This window comes from Anaeromassilibacillus sp. An172 (assembly GCF_002160515.1).
In the GTDB taxonomy this organism is placed as follows: domain Bacteria; phylum Bacillota; class Clostridia; order Oscillospirales; family Acutalibacteraceae; genus Limousia; species Limousia pullorum.
Genome location: NZ_NFKS01000015.1, coordinates 43,014 through 67,026 on the forward strand (window position 1 = coordinate 43,014; position 24,013 = coordinate 67,026).

Below are 24,013 nucleotides of genomic sequence, written 5' to 3' on the forward strand. Positions count from 1 at the left end.
AGGAAAAACAGATATGCTGAATTGGAAGAAACAATGCTCTAATATCAACGGCTTCAACGGACTCTACGAGGAGATGACAAGCGGAAACGGTCTGTATATTCTCGATGATGTTCAGATGCCCGACACGTGCGGAAATGCGATTTGCACAATCGAATTCCGGTATTATGATGAACATCATGTATCGATCAGGTGTGTGGAGGCTCCTGTAAATTACACAGGATCCTGTCCTCAAATCGGGCGCTGGCTTTCCTCCGGCACCGCAGATTTTGACTCTTTCGATGACATGAAGGATTTCCTCTTGAAATTCCGTACTGACTGTGTCCCGGAAGGAGAGCCCGTATCGAACGAAGCCCCCTGTTCAACGGACAATCAAACCGAATTCGGAGCGAATCCTCCGAGAATGAAGTATGACAGAGACTCTCTCACGATTCCCGAGCCTTATAAAGGTTTTGTCAAGCTTGATAAGGACAAGCTCCTTTTGGATCTGACAAGTGAGATTTTCGGTCAAAAGGATGTTCTTGAGATGATTGCGCATCTTGTGTATATCTTCCTTGGCTCCAAGGGTAAAGACAGACCCCTTTCCATCTTCCTCTACGGTTCCAGCGGAACAGGAAAAACCGAGACAGCCATTCAGTTGGTAGACATGATAAACCGTCAGCTTCCTAGGGAAGCGCAGCGTTATATCTACCGCGACATCGACTGCACCCATTATACACACGAAGGCGATATCTCAAGGCTTACGGGAGCAGCTCCCGGTTTTGTCGGTCATGATGAAGACGGACCGTTTGCGGTAACGGAAGACAATCCGTATGTTATCTATGGGATCAACGAAATTGAAAAAGCTCATGCGGAGATTGCTACCGCATTGATGGAAGCCATGGATACCGGAAGAATGGCAACAAACGGAAAGACTCTCAGCAACGGGAAAGCCTATTATGACCTTTCTAACTGCATTTTGATCTTTACAAGCAATATTTCCGTTGATGACAAGAAGAACCTCGGATTTATGTCGTCTGATGTTGCAACCGAACCACAGCAGGAAGAACCCGAGAACTTAAGCACTCCTCTGAAAATTATTCAGCTTTCCAATGCGGCAAAGGAGAAACTCGCCGAAGCCGGTGCGTTTCGCAAAGAGGTGCTTGGGCGAATGGATGCAGTTCTGAAATTCAATAAGCTCTCCGGAGAGGCCATTATTCAGATTTGCGTCAAGTGTATTGAAAAGCTTGCTACAAAGAAAAGCAAGCTTTATATTACCGAGATTGATACGCCGATTCTTCAGGAGTTTATCAATGTCGTAGCAAATAACTCGTCCGGTTCTTTTGGCGCAAGAAATCCTAAACAATACGCCAACTCTTACTTTGGCGATGCCTTTGTGAGATTCTCCTGGAATCATCCCGACTACACTCATATCAAGGTGTCCGGCACATTGAACGATATCCATATTGAAGAAGTAAACGAGTAAAACGAACCTGCCAAGGAGGAGCAGCATGAAACAAATAATCTACAAGTCATCTATCATCATACCGCTTGCGATGATTTTCTATAGTTTCATAGAGCCGTTCGCATTCTGTGTGCCGGAAATTGGACTCTATATGGAAACATGGTCGTCGATAGTATTGGTTGTTATGGTTACGGTAGTATGGCTCTGCTGCTCTCCTTTCAGACGAGGCACCTGCAACGGCACAATAACGGAGATGCTGTTCAACATAGTCCCCGTTGAATTTGTGCTTATGCTCGTCTTTGCTCAGTGGCATTTCATAATTGCACTATTGATTACATTGACTGTGGTTGTAGGAGAAATCGCACTGTTCTGCGTATTGAAAAAAGATGAGCAGAAGCATATATTCTCACGAAAGCGGCACCGGAGATACCAGTTCGTTTTCAGGAGATGTTCGGTGCTCGGAATGGCCGTTTTTTGTGCTATTCCATGTTTGCTCTCAATCTTTGTATACGGCTTTGAGTCGCCTACATATAAGGCTACGGAAGAACTGTGGAATCAACTATTTTCCGAGACCGAAGTTGTTGCTGAAGGTGACAAGCCGGATAATCTGTATGAGAAAAAATCCGAACTTTGGGGTTATCTGAATGAGAAAAACTGGAGTCGGCTATCCATACAGGAGAGAATAACCGTAACACAGGAACTTGTTGATTTTGAATCGAATATACTCGGTATCCCGACTGTTCCCGTAGCTTCCGCCATGATCGGCACAGCCACACTTGGCGCATATGACAATGAATCCAACGAAATGTGGATCAATACTGAACATCTGGCAAACGCTTCTGTCGAAGAAGTCATTCAAACCGTGTGCCATGAGGTGTATCACTCAAATCAGTATTATCTCGTTAGCACACTTGATTGGGATAATCCGGCTCTGAATACTGCGTATTTTAAGGAATTAAGAGACTGGATGAGCAATCAGGATAGTTATAAAAGCGCATGGGAATACGGGTTCGGCATCTACGAGAATCAACCGTTAGAAGTTGCAGCGCGACAATATGCGGAAGAGGAAACTCAAAGAATCCTGTCTTACATAAATTGAGTAGACCTGACTTTCAACATAAAGATGCCCGTGAGGCTAGTTATGGCTGATTTCAAAGAATTGAAAATGTATCAATGTACTTACTGCGGTACAGTATTCTACACCACGAACAGGCATCGGTGCAAATTCAAACCGGAGTTTAGGAACTGCTTTTCTTGTATGAATTGCTCTGTAGTCATAGAGAAGGTTTAAGAGGTTGCTGTGGATGAGGAATATTTCCCTTTTGGTGAAGACGATAAAGATAGCGCAGTAAAAACCTATACATACAAGTATACCGAATGTGAATGTCGCGATGGGCAAAATATCGCAGATCTCGCAAAAAAACAAATAGAAACTGAATTGTCCACACTGGAGAGAAATACCTAATTATGTCGGCAGAATACTTATGTGAGAAGAGCAATATGGCGCTTGCAATGACAGTCCTACGATTGAATGAGGCAAATAAAGGAAAAAATCAGGCCATCCCACTTTGTTTGTGGAATGACCCGATTCATATGAATTGCTTATTATAGAAGTGTATTTGAAAGATATTTCCTAATCTCAGCGTCAAGCTGCTCCTTGGATTTCGTGAACGGCTGTAGATTTGCTGCCCACGCTCTTCCTGGATGAAACCAGTCCCAAGAGGGCGTCATCATGCTACTGCGGCCGCGACCGGGTGCGTGGTTTCCAAAGCCCTCAAGTAGACAGTTCCACACAGGCTTAAACCGTTCGATGACCATTGACTCCGCAAGTGGAATCCAGATGTCATCGACCGCAAGGAATCGACAACGGAAATCAGCGAGATTAAGATTGGTGGCAGCTTCGATGGATTTGGCATGGTCATTGAGCCGTTTGTATAGTGCAGTGCCGGGATCAACATCCTCGCCCTGACCACCTTTTCGGGCACCTTCCGGTACTGCTTTGCCAACATAAATTGGGCAGAGATACTGATCATCCTTGTTGACTTCGGTCAAAGCGGCGTAAGCCGGGAAGTCACCTATGTAGTAGAGTGCATATACGCCGGCTCCGATGAAGCGGCTCGGCGGAAGAGGCTGAACATCCTGCTCAAGAAGAGCCTCTGCTACCTGTTCGCCAAGGTGACGCTTATCCAGAGGATTGTAGGGTGTCAGAATAGGGACTTTGTTATTATTTCTTGGAGCCATTCTTCATCATCCTTTCCATTTGATCATAAACGGACTGGCCGACAGCGGCAGCAAGTTTGACAGGGACAGCATTTCCTATTTGTCTCATGCTCTCCGTCCAGGATGCGCTGAACAGATAATCATCCGGGAATGTTTGTATTCTTGCACTTTCTCTAACTGTATAGTAGCGGACGCTGCCGTCATCCAAAACAACCATATTTTCACCGCCGGGGACGCCATGTGCTCCGGCTTTTATAGTTTTTGAGGGTTCATCCAGCAAACTGCCGGAATGCCCCGCATAGGTCTTTGCGCCAGGACGATGTTCATGATTATGAAACCGTGCAATATCATACGGCTTGGTCGGATCAGGAAGGTCGCCAATGGCATCCCTAACTGTTTGCCACCGCAGAGTGGGGCACAGTCCTTCTTCAACAGATTTTTGTACTGCTTTTATCTTTGCCTTTGTGAGTGGGACATCGGAGGGTGCTTTCATATCATGCTCATCCCAATAGTCCTTAGATATCCACTTGGAATACAGCAAAGCATCTTGCGAGTGTGTCGGCTCCGGGAATGCCCAGCTTGCATTGAAGTCACTGCGGAATCCGACAATGATAACACGCTGACGGATCTGCGGAACACCGTAATCCGCTGCATTCAGCAAACGAAAGACCACATTATAGGACAGTCCATCCTCGTGTCCAGCTGTATGGTGCTTTTCCAAAAGAGCAAGATGCTCTATCCAGGTCATGTTCTCAGCTTTTATGATCTCTGGGTGTTGGAGCTGAAGGAGTATATAGTTGAAGTACTCACTAAAGGATTTCCGCAGCAGACCTCGCACATTCTCAAAGATAAACACTTTCGGTCTTACCTCACGAACGGCACGGACAGCCTCCGGGAACATATCCCGTTTATCGTTGTATGCCTGGTGCTTGCCGCCAAGAGAAAACGGCTGACATGGCGGTCCTCCGGCAACAAGCTGTATCTTACCAGTATAACCATCATAATGCACAGTGCGTACATCAGTCTGATATACCTTCCAATCTCTGATGGCAGGATACCCGTGCTGAATATTGTAATTCAGATTATCGCAGGAATCCTTATCCCATTCGTAAAGAGCTGTATGATCGAACCCGGACAACTGAAGTCCGAGAGCGAGACCGCCGGTCCCGCTGAAGAGTTCAATAGAGTTCATCATAAGCCTTTTCCAATCCTTTCTATCGTTACGACAATGCCGTCTGAGGCATCATCCCTCATTCCTCTGTTCGTTCAATCTCCACGATGTCATCAAGCTCACAGTCAAGTGCTTTGCAGATGCGGAGCAGTACATCGGTTGTGACGTTCTCATCTTTGCCGAGTTTCGCAAGGGAAGATGAACTGATGCCCGCCGCCTTTCGCAAATCCGTCTTGTTCATATCTTTGTCAATCAGTAGCTTCCACAGTTTCTTATAACTCATCTTCATTTTGAGATACCTCTTTATTCCATGACTCACCATAAAGTTCACAGTTACCGTCAGACAGTTTCAACACGGTGTTGTCAGCTAATATTTTTTGAGTATCCGGCATATAAGCCGCCTGCTTGTCGAACGCTATAAACACCTGCTTTCTGCTCTGCGCATATATTTTCATAATACCGTCAACCGCTCCGTCACCGATATTCTTCAGAATAAGGGAATCGTGTGCGATAGCCGGGAGTGCCGTAAGATACAGAACGGCGAGGTCATAAACCACCATGCCCTTGTAGTTGGAGCCCGTTCCGGTATCGTCCGGCGTTTCAAATCTGTAACTGTTGTATTCGTTAAAGTGCAGATGAGGGGCTTTGCGTGACTCAGTGAAAAGAGAGTCGTTGAATTCTTTCATCTTTTCGTTGATGGAACGCTCGATGTCCGCAAGGATATCTTCGATGGCGCGTTTCAGCATCTCGTCTGCCTTCTTGCGGGCATCCTGCAAGTCTGTCAGCGTGAGGTATGCCTCATTCTGCGCTTTCAGGGCGTCAATGCGGCCTTTGATTTCAGAATGCTTGTCCAGAAACTCTTTGGAGAGGTTTCCGACAAAACCAAGCTGGCTGATTTGTGCCCGCAAAGCCTTTATCTGCTCCTGCAGATTGGCGATTTCTTCTTCGACTGACTGCCGCTCGGCGGTAAACTGCTCGTCAAGAATAGCCGCCAGTTTCTGGTGGTACTTTTCAACTTCATACAGTTTGCGGATGTTCACCTCTGGGAAAAATTCCTGCAAGGCGGACAGATCTGCTTCCGTTGGGTATAGGCCGTATTCAAGGCTCATGTTCAGCAGGCTCAGCCTACGCTGCTTGGACTGCATTTCAGTTTCAAGGCGCAGCTTGCTTGCCTGCAGCTGGGACTTGATACGGCTTTTTTCTATATCCACATCCTTCTGATCCTCGACCTGCTCTGCGGTCAGATTATCGAGTTCGACCTGAAGACTGCGGATCTGTGCCACATTCTCATCATACTGTGTTTTGCCGCCTACCAGGTCGGGAACAAAGCGGTATTTTCTTGCCTCTCGGTATGCCGCCAGTTTTTTCTTCTGCTTCTCCAGCCGCCCGTTGAATACCTCTACGTCCTTGTAGCGGTCGAACAGCTTCACGAGAATGTCGATAGACTTCTGCATACTCTCGCCGGGGAGTCCTTTGAGCGGACGGCGTTCGTCCGTGTTTTCCTTTCCGTAAATGCGGAAGAAGCTGCTCATGGTTTCACGGAAGGAAAGTCCGGCGAAATCAATGTGATATTTCTCTTTGAGCCAGTTGGCAAATTCCTGCTTTGTCCAGACATCCCCAGTCAGCTGATATCCTTCGGAACACACATGGATATCATCGGGTGATGCGGTGTTGCGGGCAAAGTAGTATGGCTTTCCATCAAAAGCAAAGGTGAAGAAAATCGTATGGTCGCCTATGTGCTTTACGCCATCGCTGGCAAGATAAGTGTTGCCGCCGAAAACAAAATCTATGGCAAGCATGGCTGAGGACTTGCCGATAGAGTTCTCGCCATCCTCTTTTCCAAGAACGACGTTCAATCCCTTTTTGAAGCGGATCGGAGGCCGCTCTTTCCCTTTTTCCTTAAAGACCGGCGAGGTCATTTCTATAAGCATGAGAATACCTCTCCTTCCTCATTGATGTCCACTGCCCGCAGCGCATACAGACAGTCCATGACTGACAGGAAATCCGTAGCGTCGGACAATGACGGTCTCATCACGAGGAATAGATCCTTCACCTCCACGGGACCGTTTTTCAGTTCTGTCAGCACCTTGGGAATCAGCGCCAGGGTGCTTGCTTTATATGAATACAGTTTATTTGGTAATTGCATCGAATACCTCACAGCTTTGCACGAAATAGGAGACAACAATCTGGCAGTACAGTTCATCTTGCAGGGTGACGCGGTGTATCTTGCCAGCAATCTCGTTGAAGGTCTCCAAACGTGACTTGTTTGCTTTTTTCAGCCTCTTGTAAAAAGCGTGGATTTGATCCTGTATCTCGTCATAGTCGATTTCTCCGCGCTTGTCCAGGTTCATCATGATTTCTTTTATCTGTGGGTAGTAGGTGGTAACATAACTGTTCACGGCAATGTAAAGAGCCATGTCCTGTGAGGGACTGAGCTTTTGCTTTATCTCTTTAGGATCGAAGGATGTGCCCACGAGTTCCTTCTCTCCGAGTTTTTTGACCTTTCGAATAACGCCTACGATGCCCTTTTCAAGCGGCAGGTCATCCAGCAGATGGACGCTCTGCTTGTGTGTGGACAATATGTTCTTTATTTCTTTCAGTTCCCTAGACAGCTTTTTACTGTCGTCCAGGAGATATGTAGCATAGCATTGCGGACACATCGCTATCAGATTATCCGGCACGGCGGGCTTGCCCTTGTCAATCAGGCTTACCTCGTATGTGTGAACCGCCTTGCCTTTGTTGGTGATGGTCAGTTGTTTTCCGCAGCCGGGGAATGGACAGTAGCCGTCTGTCTCGCTCAATAGATAATCGCCGTATCGGATTTTCAGATCAGACGCAAGCTGTTGCTGCTGCTGTTTCTGCAATGCATCCTGTGGCACAAGCCCTGCGGATTCTTGGACGATTTCGACCATCCAGCCGGAAATTGCTTCAGCTACATTATCCGCATTGAGAGTTGCGTCATAGCCTTTCAGATCGTCTGCAAGAAGCCTCCTTGAAGCATCGCTGTGTTCGTTGATCCGCTCAACCATGACTTCCGGGGTGAGTCGATACACGATAGAGCTTGCCAGTTTCTTGGGCAGTTTTCTTTTTGTATAGCTTCGAATCGTTTCGTCACTCAGCTTCACAGATGGGTCTTTGCCGGTTCCCCACTCGTCCTCAGTCACAGTCGTTAGCATCGCCATAAGCTCGCGGAAGAAGTACGGAACATCATCGCCATCGGCTAAATGCTTTTTCATGATAGGAAACAGCGTTTTAAATTCCACGTTGGCCTGACACTCCTTTACCAAGATTTGCACCACGACGCACCATGATGCACCAAGCCATCCCCAGATCGGCAAGGTGCATTTTCTATAATGAAAGCGACTTCTGAAACGACTGGCGTGCAGGGTCAAAAGATATCAAAAACAGTATAACACAAACGGGTTCAAAAATCAAATAAATTATTTGCAAAAAGGATGTGGTAGGACGATGAGCAGTGCGGTGCGACCACATATTCCGAAGATGGAAAAAATTATTTCAGAGGTTAAAAATGCGGTAGATATTTTTGACTGTGACTTGAGGAATATCAAAATCCTCTCGTCAAAACCGGCTGCTCATTTCCATTGAACAGTGCAGGGTTGAATTTCTCGGAAGGAAGTAGAAGGAAATCGTCAGATTTACCCTTCTCCCAAGGCTACCTGATAGGAGCCGGACAAGCAAGGTAACAAGCGGGCAGACCGCTTTTACATAACAAAATATTTCAATGCCTGATTACGTATAAGGGCAAAGGATACATATATCGGACGAGCTGCTGCGGCAGCGATAGTGCGATATGGAGTACCCTTTCTTCCTTATACTCTTTTACAGGCTGTAAGGTCGGGGTGGCTCCTGGGGCACTCCGGCCTTTATCTGTATCTGATGCCCTTTCCCAAGAATCAGGGGAAGGGACAATCAATGAAAACCAAGAAGACAAGATGGGACAAGCGAGGCACTTACACATTCCAGTTCGATGACGGCACAAGCATTACCCTGCGTCCGGGCGAGGACGGTGTGACCGAGGCGGACATCAAAGTCCTGCACTCTCTGGACGATGCCGAAGTTTACAACAACATCAAAAACAGCCACCCGCCGATGACAGAGGCGGAGAAAGAGGAGAAAAAGAGATGGGAGGCGGAGCATCCCGGAGAGCGGTATCCGGCAAACTGGAACCTGTCCTTTGACCACATGGCCGGGGACGACGGTGACGAGGACAAGCTGGACAAAAGCCGCATTTTTTCCGAAACCTGCACCTACATGGAGACTGAGGACGAGACCGAAAAGGAGATGCTTGACCGAATCCTTTGGTTCCTGACCGACATTCAGCGGGAGGTTTACCGCCTGGTGAAGATTGTGGGACACACGCAGACAGAGGCGGCGGACATTCTAGGGACAAGCATTCCGAACATCAATAAGCATCTAAAAAAAGCGATGGCTCGGATTGAGGAACAGAAAGAAAAAATGTGATTTTTCCGGGCGGGGTTAAAATCCCGCCCATTTTCTTTGACTGTGACTTGTAAGGCAGATGACCTTACAGAAAGCGAGGTGACACATGGCAATGAAACACAGAATCACCATCAATGTCACTGATCCGAACGGAAAGAAGGCTGCCGTGCTTCGCGGGGCGGATATGAGGCTCCCTGCAAGGCTCGTGAGGTTCCTCTTCGGGGACTTCCAGCAGGTCTATCTCCTCTCTCCGGGGCAGACAGTCGAATCCGTGAACATCAGTGAGGTCAAGGAAGGAGGAAAAACAGATGTCAAACATGAGCCAACTTGCAGCAGAACTTGATGAACTGCGCCACTGCGGTGAAATCCTGATCGGCATCTCCGACACGCTCCGCGAGATGTTCAGCGGCAGCGAGGAAACGCAGGAAGCACAGGAAACACCTGCCGAAAAAACGAAGGGCAAGGCGAAGGCGGCGGCAAAGGCCGCTCCCGCAAAGGAGCCTGATAAACCCGCAGAGCTGGAAAAGCAGCTCACCCTTGCGGATGTCAGGGCGGTACTTGCCGAGAAGTCCAGAGCCGGGTTCACGGAAGAGGTCAAGGCGTTGATTGCCAAGCACGGCGCAGACAGGCTGTCGGAAGTGCCGGAGACTGAGTACGCCGCTTTGCTTGCGGATGCGGAGGTGCTGGGATGAGTGAGAAGAAACACGCGGTGCTTTCCGCATCCTCGGCGCACAGGTGGCTTGCCTGCCCGCCTTCCGCTCTGGCCTGTGCCAGAGTGAAGGATACCGCAAGCGAGTATGCCCAACAGGGCACGGACGCTCACAGTCTTTGCGAGTACAAGTTGCTAAAAGCCCTGGGGGAGAAAGCGAAGGACCCGACCGAGAACCTTACCTATTTTGATGAGGAGATGGCGGGCTGCACCAATGCTTATGCGGAGTTCGTGCAGGAGCAGGTCGAGACGGCAAAGCAGAAATGCGCCGATCCCATCGTTCTGGTGGAGCAGCAGCTTGACTTCTCGGAGTATGTGCCGGAGGGCTTCGGTACCGGGGACTGCGTTATCGTCGGCGACGGGACGCTCTCGGTGATCGATTTCAAGTATGGTGTGGGGATCGTGGTCGAAGCCGAAAGGAATCCGCAGATGATGTGCTATGCGCTCGGCGCGCTGGCGCTGTTTGACGGGATCTACGATATCGACACGGTATCCATGACCATCTTCCAGCCGAGGCGCGAAAATGTCAGCACATTCGCCATCCCCAAGGAGGAACTGCTCACCTGGGCAAAGGAGGTGCTTGCGCCGACGGCAGAACTTGCCGCCAAGGGCGAGGGCGAATACTGCGCCGGAGAACACTGCCAGTTCTGCAAGGTGAAAGCCACCTGCAGGAAACGGGCTGAGTACAACCTGGAGCTTGCCCGATATGACTTCGAGCCTCCCACCAATCTGGAGGACGCCGAGATCGAGACTGTTCTCGCAAGGGCGGATGAGCTGATCTCCTGGGCGGGCGACGTGAAGGAGTTCGCTCTCCAGGCGGCGCTGCAGGGAAAGCAGTGGAAGGACTGGAAAGTGGTCGAAGGTCGTTCCAACAGGAAGTACACAAACGATGACGCCGTCGCGCAGACGGTACAGAATGCCGGATACGATCCCTATGAACACAAGGTTCTGGGAATCACGGCAATGACCAAGCTGCTCGGCAAGGGCAGATTTGAAGAACTGCTCGGTGGGCTTACCTATAAGCCGCAGGGCAAACCGACATTAGTGCCGATCACGGACAAGCGTCCGGTCATGAATACGGCAGCAGAAGATTTTAAAGAAGATTAAGGAGGACAATACCATGTCAAAGAATTTTGTAAATCCCACCAAGGTTATCACAGGAGCGGGTACCAGATGGAGCTATGCGAATGTCTGGGAGGCCAAGAGCATCAACGGCGGCGCGCCGAAGTACAGCGTGAGCCTTATCATCCCGAAGTCCGACACCAAGACCATCGAGAAGATCAAGGCGGCAATCCAGGCAGCCTATGAGGAGGGCGAGTCCAAGCTGAAGGGCAACGGCAAGACCGTACCCGCACTCTCCGTGCTGAAGACGCCTCTTCGTGACGGCGACCTTGAGAGGCCCGATGACGAGGCGTATGCTAACAGCTACTTCGTAAACGCCAACTCCGGCACGGCTCCCGGAATCGTGGATGCGGACAGGCAGCCAATCATTGACCATTCTGAGGTGTATTCCGGTGTATATGGCCGCGCCAGCATCAACTTCTATGCCTTCAACTCCAACGGCAACAAGGGTATCGCCTGCGGCCTGAACAATCTCCAGAAGATGCGTGACGGCGAGCCTCTCGGCGGCAAGACTCGTGCGGAGGATGATTTCGCGGACGATGACGAGGACTTCCTCGACTGATCCTGAATATCGGCGGGCGGCGGGGAACCGCCGTCTGCCACATAGCGAGGTAAACGAAGATGGTTAGTGAAGTGTTCAATTTCCTGTGTTCCGCGCTCGTGGTTCTACTGCTTGCGGAGATTGCCGCGCTGGTATTCGTCAGTGTACATGAGTCTTTCCGTGAGAAGCGGAAGCAGATGAGACGGTACTACAGGAACAAGCGCAATCAGAAAAACGACAAGTAATGCGGACGGGGCGGCAGGGGTTAGTTACCTTTGCCGCCCTTTTGAAAAGGATGGTGCATATGAAATCATTGAGTATCGATCTGGAGACCTACAGTAGCTACGACCTGCAGAAATGCGGTGTTTACAAGTATGCGGAGGCTCCAGATTTTGAAATATTGCTGTTCGGTTATTCCGTAGACGGCGGTCCTGCGGAAGTGGTTGACCTTGCCTGCGGCGAGGAGATACCGCAGGATGTCATTGATGCGCTCACGGATGATTCCGTCATCAAGTGGGCGTACAACTGTCAGTTCGAGCGCGTCTGCCTCTCCCGCTATCTGTCCGACCGTGGCGTAATCCTCGATCCGTTCTATGACCGCCACGAACTGTCCACGGAGATGGCGAGGTACTTAAATCCTGAATGCTGGCGCTGCTCCATGATTTGGTCAGCATACATGGGGCTTCCCCGTTCGCTTGAGTCGGTCGGTGCCGTTCTCGGTCTTGAGGAACAGAAGCTAAAGGAGGGCAAGGATCTAATCCGTTATTTCTGCGTTCCCTGCAAGCCGACCAAGGCGAACGGCGGCAGGACAAGGAACCTCCCTGCCCATGATCCAGACAAATGGGATATGTTCAAGAAATACAACAAGCGTGATGTGGAGACAGAGATGGCGATACAGAAGCGGCTTGTCAATTATCCCGTGCCGGATTTCGTATGGGATGAGTTCCATATTGACCAGGAGATCAACGACAGGGGTATCATGCTCGATATGGACGTGGTCACAAACGCTATTGACTTTGATGAACGCTCCAAGAGCGAACTGGCTGAAGCTATGCAGGAACTGACCGATCTTGAAAATCCAAATTCCGTGGTGCAGATGAAGCAGTGGCTTGCGGACAACGGCATGGAGGTGGACTCCCTCGGAAAGAAAGAGGTAGCCGCCATGTTAAAGACCGCTCCTCCGAAACTGGCAGAGGTGCTGACGCTCCGGCAGCAGCTTGCCAAGTCCTCCGTAAAGAAGTATCAGGCAATGCAAAATTCTGTTTGCGCCGATAACAGGTGCCGAGGGATGTTTGCTTTTTACGGGGCCAACAGGACGGGCAGGTTCGCGGGGCGTATCGTGCAGTTGCAGAATCTGCCTCAGAACCACATCCCCGATCTGACACAAGCCCGCTCCCTTGTGAAGTGCGGCGATTACGAGGCGTTGGAGCTTCTGTACGAGAACGTGCCGGAGGTGCTGTCGGAACTGATTCGCACAGCGTTTGTGCCAAAGCCGGGATACAAGTTCATCGTGTCGGACTTCTCCGCTATCGAAGCTCGTGTGCTGTCCTGGCTTGCCGGGGAGAAGTGGCGGATGCAGAACTTTGCCGAGGGCGGCGACATTTACTGCGCCACGGCGGAGAGGATGTTCCATTGCAAGGTGGTAAAGCATGGCGAGAACGGCGAGCTGCGCCAGAAAGGCAAGCAGTGCGAATTGTCCTGCGGATACGGCGGTTCGGTCGGCGCATTGAAAGCGATGGGCGCTTTGGAGGCGGGAATGCAGGAGGACGAACTGAAACCGCTGGTGGATGCATGGCGGTCGGCGAATCCGAAGATTGTAGAGTTCTGGTGGGATGTCGACCGTGCGGTTATGAAGACTGTCCGTGAACACGTCCCCACAAGGGTGAAGAATATCCGATTTTCTTGGAAGAGCGGGATGCTGTTTATCATGCTCCCGTCCGGCAGGCAGCTTGCCTATGTGAAACCGAGGATCGGCGAGAACCAGTTCGGCGGCGACTGCGTGACCTACATGGGTGTCGGCGGGACGAAGAAGTGGGAGCGGCTGGAAAGCTACGGTCCCAAGTTCGTGGAGAACATTGTGCAGGCGATCTCCAGGGACATCCTCATGTATGCCATGAAGACACTGCGGTGTTGCAGCATCGTTGCCCATGTGCATGACGAACTGATCATAGAGGCGGACAAGCGGATGTCGCTTGACGCTGTATGTGAACAGATGGGACGGACGCCGCCCTGGGCGGAGGGCTTGCTGCTCCGTGCGGACGGGTACGAGACCGATTTTTATAAAAAAGACTGATAGTTTTTTCGGGCGGGGTTAAAATCCCGCCTTTTTTCTTTGACTGTGACTTGAAGGGGCAATGGCTCCTTACGATTCACGGAAGGAGGACTATCAGATGGATGTATTGGAGATTCGCTACGAGAACGGACACATGACGATCAATGTCCCTGTGTATTTCCCATGCCTCCAGAAACACGCAAGGAAGCTCTTCCCACTGATAAAGCGTTACTGCACCGGGGATGACAGGGCGGCTCTCGGCCGTTACCTGTTCCTTCTCCGGGCTTTTTTGCAGGCGCAGATGGAAACGGGAGACGGCTTTTCCGGCGTGCCGCCTGATTGGGAGTACGGCAGCAGGTTCGTCACATACAGCGTGACGGAGCGGAAGTCGCTCTATAAGCGGGCTGACAGTAACTACAGGCTTTATTGCAAATTGGAGGTAGACGACGAATGGATGAAATGAAGTACAACAGCGAGGGATATTACGATCCCACCACCTATGAGGCGCTCATGAAGATCGAGCAGGAGGAACGAGCCGCGAGAAAGGCGGCGAACTACCGTCCGCTCGTGTATATCTGCTCCCCTTATGCCGGGGACGTGGAGAAGAACACCTGCAGGGCGAGGAACTATAGCCGTTTCGCCGTGGTCAAGAGGGCTATCCCGATTGCTCCCCATCTGCTCTTCCCTCAGTTCATGTCGGAGGACACGGAACGTAGCCTTGCTCTTTTCATGGGCGGCGTGCTGCTTGGCAAATGTGACGAGGTGTGGGTGTTTGGCAGTCGGATCACAGAAGGGATGCGTGAGGAGATTGACAAAGCAGAGCGGCTGAAAAAGAAGATCCGCCGTTTTTCGGAAGAACTTGAGGAGGAACAGATAGATGAGCGGATGGAGATATAAAAAAGGGAACCCGGAGTACGAACGGTACATCCACAGCGCGGACTGGCGCATGAAAGCGGATCAGCGCATGAAAATGGACGGACATGCCTGCCAGGTCTGCGGTAAGGAAGCATCGGACGTCCACCATCTGACCTATGACCGATTCGGGCATGAGGAAATGGGTGATCTGGTAAGCCTGTGCAGGAAATGCCATGAAAAGGCGGAGGAATTATATGATCCCTCCATCATCCCTTGGGCGATGGACGAGGTGAAGCCGGAGGGAAACAATTTCATGGCGGCGATGCGCACGGATGCCGTGACCGTGGCTCCCCTTGTGTTTAATTATCTCAGGGAGGCAAGGGGCGGCGGGTTTGACGACCTGATGCGTCTTCGCCAGCCCGACGATCCGGAAGGAAAGAAATACTGGAGCGTGCTGAAAAGGGCGGTGGATGCCCTGTGCAGGAAACGCTACTCACGAAACTGCGTGGAGGATCGCACAGACATGATGCTTGGCACGATTGCGAACCGTGTCGCGGCGATCTGCCTGCAACAGATAGAGCATTCTATCCGCAATAGCATCCAGTCAAAGCTCCATGAGACGGTGATGGTGGACTACGCCATTTTTGAAAAGTGGAAGGACGTAGCGGCGGATCTCGGCGTTACGAACGGAACGCTGCAGACACTGCGGAAAGATGACGGGAGCAGTTTCGGACCGTCACTTCGGGAGTCGGTGCTGTACTACTGCGGGCTGGACGCCGCCGCAGGAATCCGTCCACTTGAGGGATTTGCGTGCCTTACGGATGAGGACTACAGGCAGCTTGGCGCATTGGCTGACTACATGGTTTCTGTATCCGGCACGGGAAGGTTCAGGGGGGTGAGTGCTTATGCGTGAATTGAAGATAGCATACGGGAGGAGCTGCAACACACGGACTTGGAAAAATGCAACGACCACATGGGAAGAACTGTGCGATAAGCTGCAGAACACCGTCCGGACGGAAGAAACCTCGGATGAATACTGGGCAATGAGCAAGGACGACCGCGACGCCACCAAGGATAAGGGCGCCTTCGTAGGTGGCTCATTGAGGAACGGCAGACGGAGAGTTGCGGATGTGGAATGCCGCTCCCTTATCACGCACGATGTGGATATGCCGGAGTTGGATTTCCGCAGTCGCTTCAAACACGACTTCAAGTATGCCGCCGCTCTCTATACCACGCACAGCCATATGCCGGAAAAGCCCAGGTACCGCGTGGTCATCGCGCTGGAGGAGGATATACCGCCGGAGCGTTATGCGGCGGTATCGCGCTATCTTGCGGCGGAGTTTGGCATCGACCAATATGATCCCGTTTCCTTCGTGACCAATCAGCTGATGCACTGGCCGTCCACATCCAAGGATGCAGAGTACATTTGCGATGTCATAGACGGTCCTTTCCTGAATGCGGATGAATTTCTGTCAGAGCATCCCGGATGGGAGGATTACTCGAATCTTCCCATGGCAAGCAGGGAGAAGAAGTTGCGTGCGCATGACGGGAAGAAGCAGGAAGATCCCCTGACGAAGGAGGGCATCGTAGGCGCATTCTGCCGGACATACGGCATAGAGGCTGTAATTACAAAATTCCTCTCTGATGTATATGCGCCGTCAGCTGTGGATGGACGGTATGACTATATTCCCGGCGAAGGCTCCTGCGGCGTGGTGGTCTATGACGACAAGTTCGCATACAGCCACCATTCTACAGACCCTGCGGGAGAAAAGCTGTCGAACGCCTTTGACCTTGTGCGGTGGCACCGGTTCGGCAACGAGGACGAGAAGACCTCGTTTCTGATGATGTGCCAGCTTGCCGAAAATGACGACCTTGTGAAAGAGACGCTGGAAAAGGAAAGGTTGGAACAGGCAAAGAAGGATTTTGAGGAGAACAATTCCAAATGGGAAGAACCTCTGCCGTTCGGAAGGCACACTATCATGCCTTTTCCGTTGGACGCACTGCCTCCTGATATCCGAAATTACGTCGCCGCCATATCCGAAAGCGTCCAGACACCCGTGGATATGGCGGGATGCGCCGCCTTGAGCGTGATAGCTACAAGCGTTCAGGGTAAGTATGCGATCATGGGTAAACGGGACTGGACGGAACCGCTGAATATCTATCTGACGGAGATTGCGCCGCCGTCGGAGCGCAAGTCCGCCATACAGCACGCCATGGTAAGGCCGGTCAGCGACTATGAGAACCAGTATAACCAGGTCAATGCTGCGGCGGTGGAGACCAGCCGCATGCACAGGCGCATCCTGGAGCGGAGGCAGAAATCCATTGAAGACCAGTTTGCAAAAGGCAAGGTGGAGCAGGCTGACGTGGACGAGATTGCAAGGCAGCTGACGGAATATGAGGAACGCAAACCGCTGCGACTGTTCGCCGATGACATTACGCCCGAAAAGCTGGCATCGGTGCTTTCGGAGAATAACGGCCGAATGGCGCTATTATCCAGCGAGGCGGGCATTTTTGACACCCTTGCCGGCGCTTATTCCAAATCGGTGAATATTGATGTTATGCTAAAGAGTTATTCCGGCGATCAGATCAGAGTGGACCGTATCGGACGGGAGAGCGAGAACATCTTAAATCCCACGCTGACGGTGCTACTTATGGCGCAGCCCAATGTCATATCAAGGGTCTTAAGCAACGAGACTTTCAGGGGGCGCGGACTTACGGCGCGTTTCCTGTACTGTATGCCGGCATCGGCTGTCGGCGGGAGGAAGTATCGCAGTGAGCCTGTGTCCGATGAAATCTACCGGGCTTATGAGCGGTGCATTTTCAACATGCTGGAGGATGAATATTCGGCGCAGCCTGAGATGATTACGCTTTCTCCGGAGGCGGACATGCTTCTGGAGGAGTTCTCCCAAGAGCTGGAACCGAAACTCGTCAAGGAATATGTGGAGATTGCCGACTGGTGCGGAAAACTGGCGGGCAACGTCCTGCGCATGGCAGGTCTGCTTTGCCGTGCAAGTTTTTACCGCAGCCACGACTTTCTGGATGATCCGGAACCGCTCATCGTGGATAGACAGACCATGGAAAACGCCATCAGGCTGGGCAGATATTTTCTGAACCACGCACAGGTCATTTTTAACGTCCTGCCGGAAAACGCCATGTTCCAGAATGCCCATAAGATTCTGAAAATGATCAGCGAAAAGGGGCTGAAGGAATTTAACCGCAGAACCGCCATGCGCAACTGCCAGACCTTCAAGCGCGTGGAGGAGATACAGCCTGTGCTGGATTTCCTAGAAGATTACGGCTACATCGCCGCAGTAGAAGGACCTCCGACCTACGGGAAAGGGCGTCCGCCGATGCCGAAGTATGTGGTGAACCCCTGGGTGGAGCAGTATTATTGTCATTTTGATATTACTGCTGTCATACCACGAAAAGACATAAACGGACGCTCAAAAACGCCGTAAATAAAGGACTTGGAGGGTGTCGCGGATTTCAGTCATTTTTGTCATAGAGGACAGACAGTCAAAAAAGATATTTATTATTTTATAGTGAATTTCAGTACAGAATTACGGTTTTGATCGCTTACCGCATGACAAAAATGACTGGCATGACATAAATCTGAAACTCCTTTATTTACAGGAGTTTGACGGCGCGGAACATTTGTCATGACGTTCTTTTAAGGTTAAGACATCATGACAGAAATAGGAGGAGCTATGCGAGAAAAAAAGATTGAACAGAAACTGGTGAAAGCCGTGAAAGCGGCAGGCGGCATCGCACCGAAACTCACCTCTCTCGGATTTGACGGGATGCCTGACCGCATGGTACTGATGCCGGGAGGCTGCATCGGGTTTGTCGAGGTGAAAGCGCCGGGCGAGAAACCGAGGTCGCTGCAGCTTTCAAGGCACAGGCTTTTGCGGCGGATGGGCTTTAAGGTTTATGTCCTGGACGGCGAAGAGCAGATAGAGACAATCCTGCGAAAGATTGGAGGTGATGCCGAATGAAGTTCATACCACATGATTATCAAAGCTATGCGATTGACTATATCGAGAGAAATCCGATAGCTGCAGTCCTGTTGGATATGGGCTTGGGTTGAGGCAAGACAAGCATCACGCTGACGGCACTGAATGACCTCCTGTTTGACTTCTTCGAGGTACATAAGGTGCTTGTGGTGGCTCCCCTGCGAGTGGCGAGGTTCACCTGGTCTGCGGAGATCGAGAAATGGGAGCATCTGAGTGGACTTCGGTATTCCGTGGCGATCGGAACGGAAAAGGAGCGGCTGGATGCCTTAAACAGGCAGGCGGACATCTACATCATCAACCGCGAGAACGTGCAGTGGCTGATTGAAAAGAGCGGCATCCCCTTTGACTTTGACATGGTGGTGATCGATGAACTTTCGTCCTTCAAGAACCACCAGGCAAAGAGGTTCAGGAGCCTTATGAAAGTCAGACCGAGGGTGAAACGCATCGTGGGTCTTACGGGAACACCGAGTAGCAACGGTCTGATGGACTTGTGGGCGGAGTTCCGACTCTTGGATATGGGACAGCGGCTTGGACGGTTCATCGGGCAGTACCGGACGGCATATTTCAAGCCGGACAAGGTCAACGGTCCCATCATCTACAGCTATAAGCCGCTGCCGGATGCCGAGAAGCAGATATACGGCAAAATATCCGATATCACGATTTCCATGAAGTCCACAGACCACCTGAAAATGCCGGAGCTGGTCAGTTCAAAGCATACGGTGTACCTGTCGGAGGATGAGCGGAAGCGGTACGAGGATATGAAAGCCGAACTGATCCTTCTGCTGCCGGAGGGCGAGGTGACAGCCGCCAATGCCGCCGCACTGTCTAACAAGCTCTCCCAGATGGCGAACGGAGCGGTCTATTCCGATGATGCGTCGGTGGTGAAGATCCACGACCGCAAGCTGGACGCCCTGGAGGACATCATCGAGGCGGCGAACAGCAAACCACTTCTTGTGGCGTACTGGTATAAGCACGACCTTGAGCGGATTACAGCAAGGCTTGTGGAAATCAAGGTTCCCTTTTCCAAGCTGGATACGGACGCCAGTATCCGGAAGTGGAACGCCGGGGAGCTTCCCGTAGCACTCATACATCCGGCATCGGCGGGACACGGTCTGAACCTGCAGAGCGGCGGCAGCACCATCGTATGGTTCGGGCTTACGTGGTCGTTGGAACTGTATCAGCAGACGAATGCAAGGCTGTGGCGGCAGGGGCAGACAGCCGGAACAGTGGTGGTGCAACACATCATCGCCGAGGACACGATTGACGGACGGATCATGAAAGCCCTATCTGATAAGGACAGCACACAATCTGCGTTGATCGAAGCCGTGAAAGCTGACCTTCAGCTGTGAGACGGCATCCATGACAACCTATGGAGACAATCATGGCCAATCCGAGGGAAACAACAACTTCTTATTCGGAGGTAGACACCATGAATGTAGTTTGGAAGTATCTGGACAAACGAGCCGGTGCGGTGGCGGCTCTGAAGGACTTCAGCAGCATGAAGTTCATCATCGAACACACCGATGACGAGATCAAGGAGGCTTACGACAAGATGGCGAGTGTCGGAGGCGTCCGCTATGACGGGATGCCGCACACCTGCAATCTCCATGTGACCGAGGACAGGATCATCAAGGGTATTGAGGAGATCAACGTTCTGAAGGAGCGTTACAGACAGGCGGCAGAGTACATGGCGTGGTTCGTTCCCGCCTGGGAGGAACTGTCGGAGGACGAGCGGTACGTGCTGGAAACCATCTACGGTGAGGACAACGAGTACGGCGCGAACGCCATCTACGACATCTGCGACCATTTCCATATCGAGCGTTCCTCTGCCTACAACAAGAAGAACCGTGCGTTGAACCATCTGGTCACGCTGCTGTTCGGAAAGACATGAGTAATATCGTGGACGATGTTTTCGATTACCCGTGCTATACTTATAGCATGAGAATGTGGGCAGACCACAGGGAGCCTTGCGGGAGCAATCCTGCAGGGCTTTCCTTTTGCCCGGAAAGCGAGGTGCAGCGTGCCAAAGAAACCAAAACGCCCATGCTCCTACCCCGGCTGTCCAAACCTCACGGACGGGCAGTACTGCAAGGAGCATGAAGCAGCCGCCCGCAGGCAGTACAACAAGTACGAACGCGCCCCGGGCATAAATAAGAAATACGGCAGAGCCTGGAAGCGAATCCGTGACCGCTACGCTGCGGCGCACCCTTTGTGTGAGATGTGTCTGAAGGAAGGACGGCTGACTCCTGTGGAGGAAGTCCATCACATTGTCCCCCTCTCGCAGGGTGGAACGCATCGGAATGACAATCTGATGTCCCTGTGCCAGTCCTGCCACACAAAACTGCATCACGAGCTTGGCGACCGGTGACCGTGGGGCGGTCAAAATCTCCGGGACCTGCATGAGCGGACAGCGGCCTGGGGCTTCGTGCGCGAAAAAGGCGAAATCAAAAGGGTAATTAAGGGCGGCCGGCTGCGGCTGCTCATTTTTTCAAGGAAAGGGGTGAGAAAATGCCGACAAAATCCAATAACACAGGCGGGCGCGGCGGTGCGAGACCCGGTGCGGGAAGAAAAAAATCTGCCGTCAAGGAGAAAGCCGAGAACGGCAATCCGGGCGGACGAAGATTAGAAGTGCTGGACATTCCCGAAGTCGAGGGCGTCGATATGCCAAAGCCCCATGAGTTCCTCTCTGCCGAGCAGCGTGACGGAAGTACGCTCCAGGCGGAGGAAATCTATAAAGAAACCTGGGAGTGGCTGAAGAAGATCGGCTGTGCCGCAAAGGTGTCCCCACAGCTTCTGGAGCGGTACGCCATGTGCAGCGCCCGCTGGATTCAGTGCGAGGAGATGACCAATCGCATGGGCTTCCTCTCCAAGCACCCCACTACTCAGAAGCCGATCCCATCGCCGTTCATCAACATCGGCATCAACTACATGAACCAGGCGGTGCGGCTCTGGAACGAGATCTTCCAGATCGTCAAGGAAAATTGCAACACCGATTACGGGGACGTTTCTCCTCAGGATGATTTGATGGAGCGTCTGCTGCGGGCGCGGAAAGGATAAAGCTATGTTTGAAAAAGTAAATCCGTGCCACCCGGACAAGGTGGCTGACCGTATTGCCGGCGCTCTGGTGGATGCGGCGTACAGAAAAGAAGAAAATCCAAGGATCGCCGTGGAGGTTCTCATCGGTCACGGCGTCTGCCATATCATTGCGGAAACATCGGTACACATCTCTTTGGATGAGGTGACCGGGATCGTCCATCGCATCGCAGGAAATCTGCACACGGACTATGTGGAAGTTCCGCAGGACGGACACCTCGCCAATAACCAGGCAGACGGAATCCGTTGCGGCGACAACGGCATCTTCAAAGGGATGCCTGTGACCGAGGAGCAGAAAGCACTCTGCGAGATCGCCAAAAGTGTGTATCACACTTATCCCTATGACGGGAAATACATTCTGGACGGCGCAAGGCTCATTCTCTGCCAGAGCAACGCCAAGATCTATCACCTCAAGGAAGTGTATCCTCACGCCGAGATCAACCCTCTGGGAGACTGGACGGGCGGCACGGATGTGGACACAGGTGCAACCAACCGCAAGCTGGGCAGCGATATGGCAGATTCTGTCACGGGCGGCGGTCTGCATGGTAAAGACCTGTCCAAAGCGGATGTGTCGGTCAATATCTACGCCTGGCTGAAAGCCCAGGAAACGGGAAAGCCCGTGGAGCTTGCCTGCGCCATTGGGGACGATACCGTGGACGGCATTCCCTATGCGGAGATCGTGGAGACTGCCCGGAAATACATCCAGTCCCTCGGCGGCTTTGAGAAATTTGCGGAATGGGGGCTGGTGCGATGAAAACGACAACGGAAATGCAGCTGGTGCCAATCTCCAAGTTGGTACCCTATGTGAACAATGCCCGCACCCACTCCCCGGAGCAGATCACGAAGCTCCGCTCATCCCTCCGGGAGTTCGGCTTTATCAACCCCGTCATCATCGACCGTGACTATGGAGTGATCGCAGGCCACGGACGTATTCTTGCTGCCAAAGAAGAAGGCATCAAGGAAGTACCGTGCGTCTTTGCCGACCACCTTACCGAAGCGCAGAAGAAAGCCTATATCATTGCGGACAACCGCATGGCGATGGATGCCGGATGGGATGAGGAGCTTCTGCGGGTGGAGATTGAGGCTCTGCAGGGCATGGACTTTGATCCTCTGCTCACCGGCTTTGATGAAAAGGAACTGGCAGCTCTGTTTGATGACGGCATGGAAGCCAAAGAGGATGACTTCGATGTGGACGCGGAGTTGCAAAAGCCAGCGTTCAGTAAAAGTGGTGACGTATGGACGCTTGGCAGGCACCGGCTGGTATGCGGGGACTCCACGAAGGCTGAGACATACACCACGCTCATGGATGGCGTCAAAGCAAACCTGGTGATCACCGACCCACCTTACAACGTCAACTATGAAGGCTCGGCGGGCAAGATCAGGAACGACAACATGGCAGGCGAGAAATTCTATGAGTTTCTGCTTGCCGCATTCAAAAATATGGAGTCGGTCATGGCGGCGGACGCATCCATCTATGTATTCCACGCCGACACCGAAGGACTCAATTTCCGCAGGGCGTTTGCCGATGCGGGATTTTATTTATCCGGCTGCTGTATCTGGAAGAAGCAGTCCCTTGTCCTCGGCCGCTCTCCCTACCAGTGGCAGCATGAGCCTGTGCTGTACGGCTGGAAGAAAAACGGCAAGCACCAGTGGTACACGGGCAGGAAGGAAACCACCATCTGGGAGTTCGACAAGCCCAAGAAGAACGGCGATCATCCCACCATGAAGCCAATCCCACTGCTGGCTTATCCCATCGGCAACTCCAGTATGGCAAACTCGGTGGTACTTGACCCCTTCGGCGGCTCCGGCTCTACTCTCATTGCCTGTGAGCAGACCGACCGTATCTGCCGAACCATTGAGCTGGATGAGAAGTTCTGCGACGTCATCGTGAACCGCTACATTGAGCAGGTCGGCACTGCGGATGGCGTGAGCGTACTCCGGGACGGCAGGACATACAGCTACGAGGAGGTCACGGATGGAACAGAATAAATTGACCCTTGGCAGCTTGTTTGACGGCTCCGGCGGTTTTCCTTTAGGCGGCTTGATCTCCGGCATTACCCCTGTGTGGGCTTCGGAGATCGAGCCGTTTCCTATCCGGGTGACCACCAAACGGCT

25 protein-coding genes and 2 pseudogenes are annotated in these 24,013 nt (G+C 51.9%); 20 read left to right on the forward strand and 7 right to left on the reverse strand.

Annotated elements, in window-relative coordinates; all coding sequences use genetic code 11:
* The first annotated feature begins 13 nt into the window (after window positions 1-13).
* Window positions 14-1,462 carry an AAA family ATPase gene (locus tag B5F08_RS08170; protein ID WP_087378195.1) on the forward strand — a complete coding sequence of 483 codons (1,449 nt, stop codon included), beginning with the start codon at window positions 14-16 and terminating at the stop codon, window positions 1,460-1,462.
* A 25-nt stretch (window positions 1,463-1,487) separates the two neighbouring features.
* Window positions 1,488-2,540, forward strand: a complete 1,053-nt coding sequence (locus B5F08_RS08175) for a hypothetical protein (RefSeq protein WP_087378197.1) — start codon at window positions 1,488-1,490, stop codon at window positions 2,538-2,540.
* Window positions 2,541-2,576: 36 nt separating this feature from the next.
* Here B5F08_RS08175 and B5F08_RS13120 read toward each other — a convergent pair whose 3' ends face one another.
* From B5F08_RS13120 to B5F08_RS08205, 7 genes are all read right to left on the reverse strand, one after another.
* Entirely contained in the window at window positions 2,577-2,840 is a 264-nt protein-coding gene (locus tag B5F08_RS13120; protein ID WP_158096263.1) for a hypothetical protein, read from the reverse strand.
* A 206-nt stretch (window positions 2,841-3,046) separates the two neighbouring features.
* Window positions 3,047-3,682, reverse strand: coding sequence for an Eco29kI family restriction endonuclease (locus B5F08_RS08180; protein ID WP_087378199.1), 636 nt, complete (start codon window positions 3,680-3,682; stop codon window positions 3,047-3,049).
* Window positions 3,666-4,856, reverse strand: a complete 1,191-nt coding sequence (locus tag B5F08_RS08185; RefSeq protein ID WP_204245174.1) for a DNA cytosine methyltransferase — start codon at window positions 4,854-4,856, stop codon at window positions 3,666-3,668. Before B5F08_RS08185 ends, B5F08_RS08180 begins: the two co-directional genes overlap by 17 nt.
* Window positions 4,857-4,911: 55 nt before the next feature.
* On the reverse strand, window positions 4,912-5,121 hold the full coding sequence (locus B5F08_RS08190) for a helix-turn-helix domain-containing protein (RefSeq protein WP_087378201.1): 210 nt from the start codon (window positions 5,119-5,121) through the stop codon (window positions 4,912-4,914).
* A complete protein-coding gene (locus B5F08_RS08195) occupies window positions 5,105-6,688 on the reverse strand; it encodes a DUF2326 domain-containing protein (protein ID WP_242968365.1) in 1,584 nt (527 codons plus the stop codon). The genes B5F08_RS08190 and B5F08_RS08195 overlap by 17 nt, the downstream gene beginning before the upstream one ends.
* 65 nt (window positions 6,689-6,753) lie before the next feature.
* A complete protein-coding gene (locus B5F08_RS13680; RefSeq protein ID WP_330395809.1) occupies window positions 6,754-7,035 on the reverse strand; it encodes an ABC-three component system middle component 7 in 282 nt (93 codons plus the stop codon).
* Entirely contained in the window at window positions 6,962-8,008 is a 1,047-nt protein-coding gene (locus tag B5F08_RS08205; protein ID WP_242968368.1) for an ABC-three component system protein, read from the reverse strand. Before B5F08_RS08205 ends, B5F08_RS13680 begins: the two co-directional genes overlap by 74 nt.
* A gap of 721 nt (window positions 8,009-8,729) precedes the next feature.
* Here B5F08_RS08205 and B5F08_RS08210 point away from each other — a divergent pair.
* The 18 genes and pseudogenes from B5F08_RS08210 to B5F08_RS13530 form a co-directional block, all read left to right on the forward strand.
* Window positions 8,730-9,314 carry an RNA polymerase sigma factor gene (locus B5F08_RS08210; RefSeq protein ID WP_087378209.1) on the forward strand — a complete coding sequence of 195 codons (585 nt, stop codon included), beginning with the start codon at window positions 8,730-8,732 and terminating at the stop codon, window positions 9,312-9,314.
* Between the two features lie 85 nt (window positions 9,315-9,399).
* Window positions 9,400-9,636 carry a hypothetical protein gene (locus B5F08_RS08215; protein ID WP_087378210.1) on the forward strand — a complete coding sequence of 79 codons (237 nt, stop codon included), beginning with the start codon at window positions 9,400-9,402 and terminating at the stop codon, window positions 9,634-9,636.
* Window positions 9,602-9,985 (forward strand): DNA ligase, encoded by a 384-nt coding sequence (locus B5F08_RS08220; RefSeq protein WP_087378211.1) that lies wholly within the window; start codon window positions 9,602-9,604, stop codon window positions 9,983-9,985. The genes B5F08_RS08215 and B5F08_RS08220 overlap by 35 nt, the downstream gene beginning before the upstream one ends.
* Window positions 9,982-11,109 carry a DUF2800 domain-containing protein gene (locus tag B5F08_RS08225; RefSeq protein ID WP_087378212.1) on the forward strand — a complete coding sequence of 376 codons (1,128 nt, stop codon included), beginning with the start codon at window positions 9,982-9,984 and terminating at the stop codon, window positions 11,107-11,109. The genes B5F08_RS08220 and B5F08_RS08225 overlap by 4 nt, the downstream gene beginning before the upstream one ends.
* A 13-nt stretch (window positions 11,110-11,122) precedes the next feature.
* Window positions 11,123-11,686 (forward strand): DUF2815 family protein, encoded by a 564-nt coding sequence (locus B5F08_RS08230; protein WP_087378213.1) that lies wholly within the window; start codon window positions 11,123-11,125, stop codon window positions 11,684-11,686.
* 283 nt (window positions 11,687-11,969) lie between these two features.
* Complete coding sequence (locus tag B5F08_RS08235) at window positions 11,970-13,958, forward strand: DNA polymerase (RefSeq protein ID WP_087378214.1); 1,989 nt, start codon at window positions 11,970-11,972, stop codon at window positions 13,956-13,958.
* A gap of 97 nt (window positions 13,959-14,055) precedes the next feature.
* Window positions 14,056-14,400, forward strand: coding sequence for a hypothetical protein (locus tag B5F08_RS08240; RefSeq protein ID WP_087378215.1), 345 nt, complete (start codon window positions 14,056-14,058; stop codon window positions 14,398-14,400).
* Window positions 14,388-14,834 (forward strand): DUF7768 domain-containing protein, encoded by a 447-nt coding sequence (locus tag B5F08_RS08245; RefSeq protein ID WP_087378217.1) that lies wholly within the window; start codon window positions 14,388-14,390, stop codon window positions 14,832-14,834. Before B5F08_RS08240 ends, B5F08_RS08245 begins: the two co-directional genes overlap by 13 nt.
* Window positions 14,815-15,705, forward strand: coding sequence for an HNH endonuclease (locus B5F08_RS08250; protein ID WP_087378218.1), 891 nt, complete (start codon window positions 14,815-14,817; stop codon window positions 15,703-15,705). Before B5F08_RS08245 ends, B5F08_RS08250 begins: the two co-directional genes overlap by 20 nt.
* A complete protein-coding gene (locus B5F08_RS08255) occupies window positions 15,698-18,250 on the forward strand; it encodes a YfjI family protein (protein WP_087378220.1) in 2,553 nt (850 codons plus the stop codon). Before B5F08_RS08250 ends, B5F08_RS08255 begins: the two co-directional genes overlap by 8 nt.
* Window positions 18,251-18,499: 249 nt before the next feature.
* A complete protein-coding gene (locus tag B5F08_RS08260) occupies window positions 18,500-18,787 on the forward strand; it encodes a VRR-NUC domain-containing protein (protein ID WP_087378222.1) in 288 nt (95 codons plus the stop codon).
* Window positions 18,784-20,154 (forward strand): annotated as a pseudogene (locus B5F08_RS08265) (SNF2-related protein). The gene B5F08_RS08260 and the pseudogene B5F08_RS08265 overlap by 4 nt, the downstream one beginning before the upstream one ends.
* Window positions 20,155-20,234: 80 nt before the next feature.
* Window positions 20,235-20,696: a hypothetical protein gene (locus B5F08_RS08270; RefSeq protein WP_087378224.1), complete on the forward strand. Its 462-nt coding sequence runs from the start codon at window positions 20,235-20,237 to the stop codon at window positions 20,694-20,696.
* A 129-nt stretch (window positions 20,697-20,825) separates the two neighbouring features.
* Window positions 20,826-21,173 (forward strand): HNH endonuclease signature motif containing protein, encoded by a 348-nt coding sequence (locus tag B5F08_RS08275; RefSeq protein ID WP_087378226.1) that lies wholly within the window; start codon window positions 20,826-20,828, stop codon window positions 21,171-21,173.
* 140 nt (window positions 21,174-21,313) lie between these two features.
* On the forward strand, window positions 21,314-21,862 hold the full coding sequence (locus tag B5F08_RS08280) for a P27 family phage terminase small subunit (protein ID WP_087378228.1): 549 nt from the start codon (window positions 21,314-21,316) through the stop codon (window positions 21,860-21,862).
* Between the two features lie 4 nt (window positions 21,863-21,866).
* Window positions 21,867-22,652, forward strand: a complete 786-nt coding sequence (locus B5F08_RS08285) for an S-adenosylmethionine synthetase N-terminal domain-containing protein (RefSeq protein ID WP_087378230.1) — start codon at window positions 21,867-21,869, stop codon at window positions 22,650-22,652.
* The gene (locus B5F08_RS08290; RefSeq protein WP_087378232.1) at window positions 22,649-23,887 is read left to right on the forward strand and encodes a site-specific DNA-methyltransferase; all 1,239 of its coding nucleotides are present in this window, start codon (window positions 22,649-22,651) and stop codon (window positions 23,885-23,887) included. Before B5F08_RS08285 ends, B5F08_RS08290 begins: the two co-directional genes overlap by 4 nt.
* Window positions 23,874-24,013: pseudogene (locus B5F08_RS13530) on the forward strand (DNA cytosine methyltransferase); the annotation flags it as partial. The gene B5F08_RS08290 and the pseudogene B5F08_RS13530, both read left to right, overlap by 14 nt.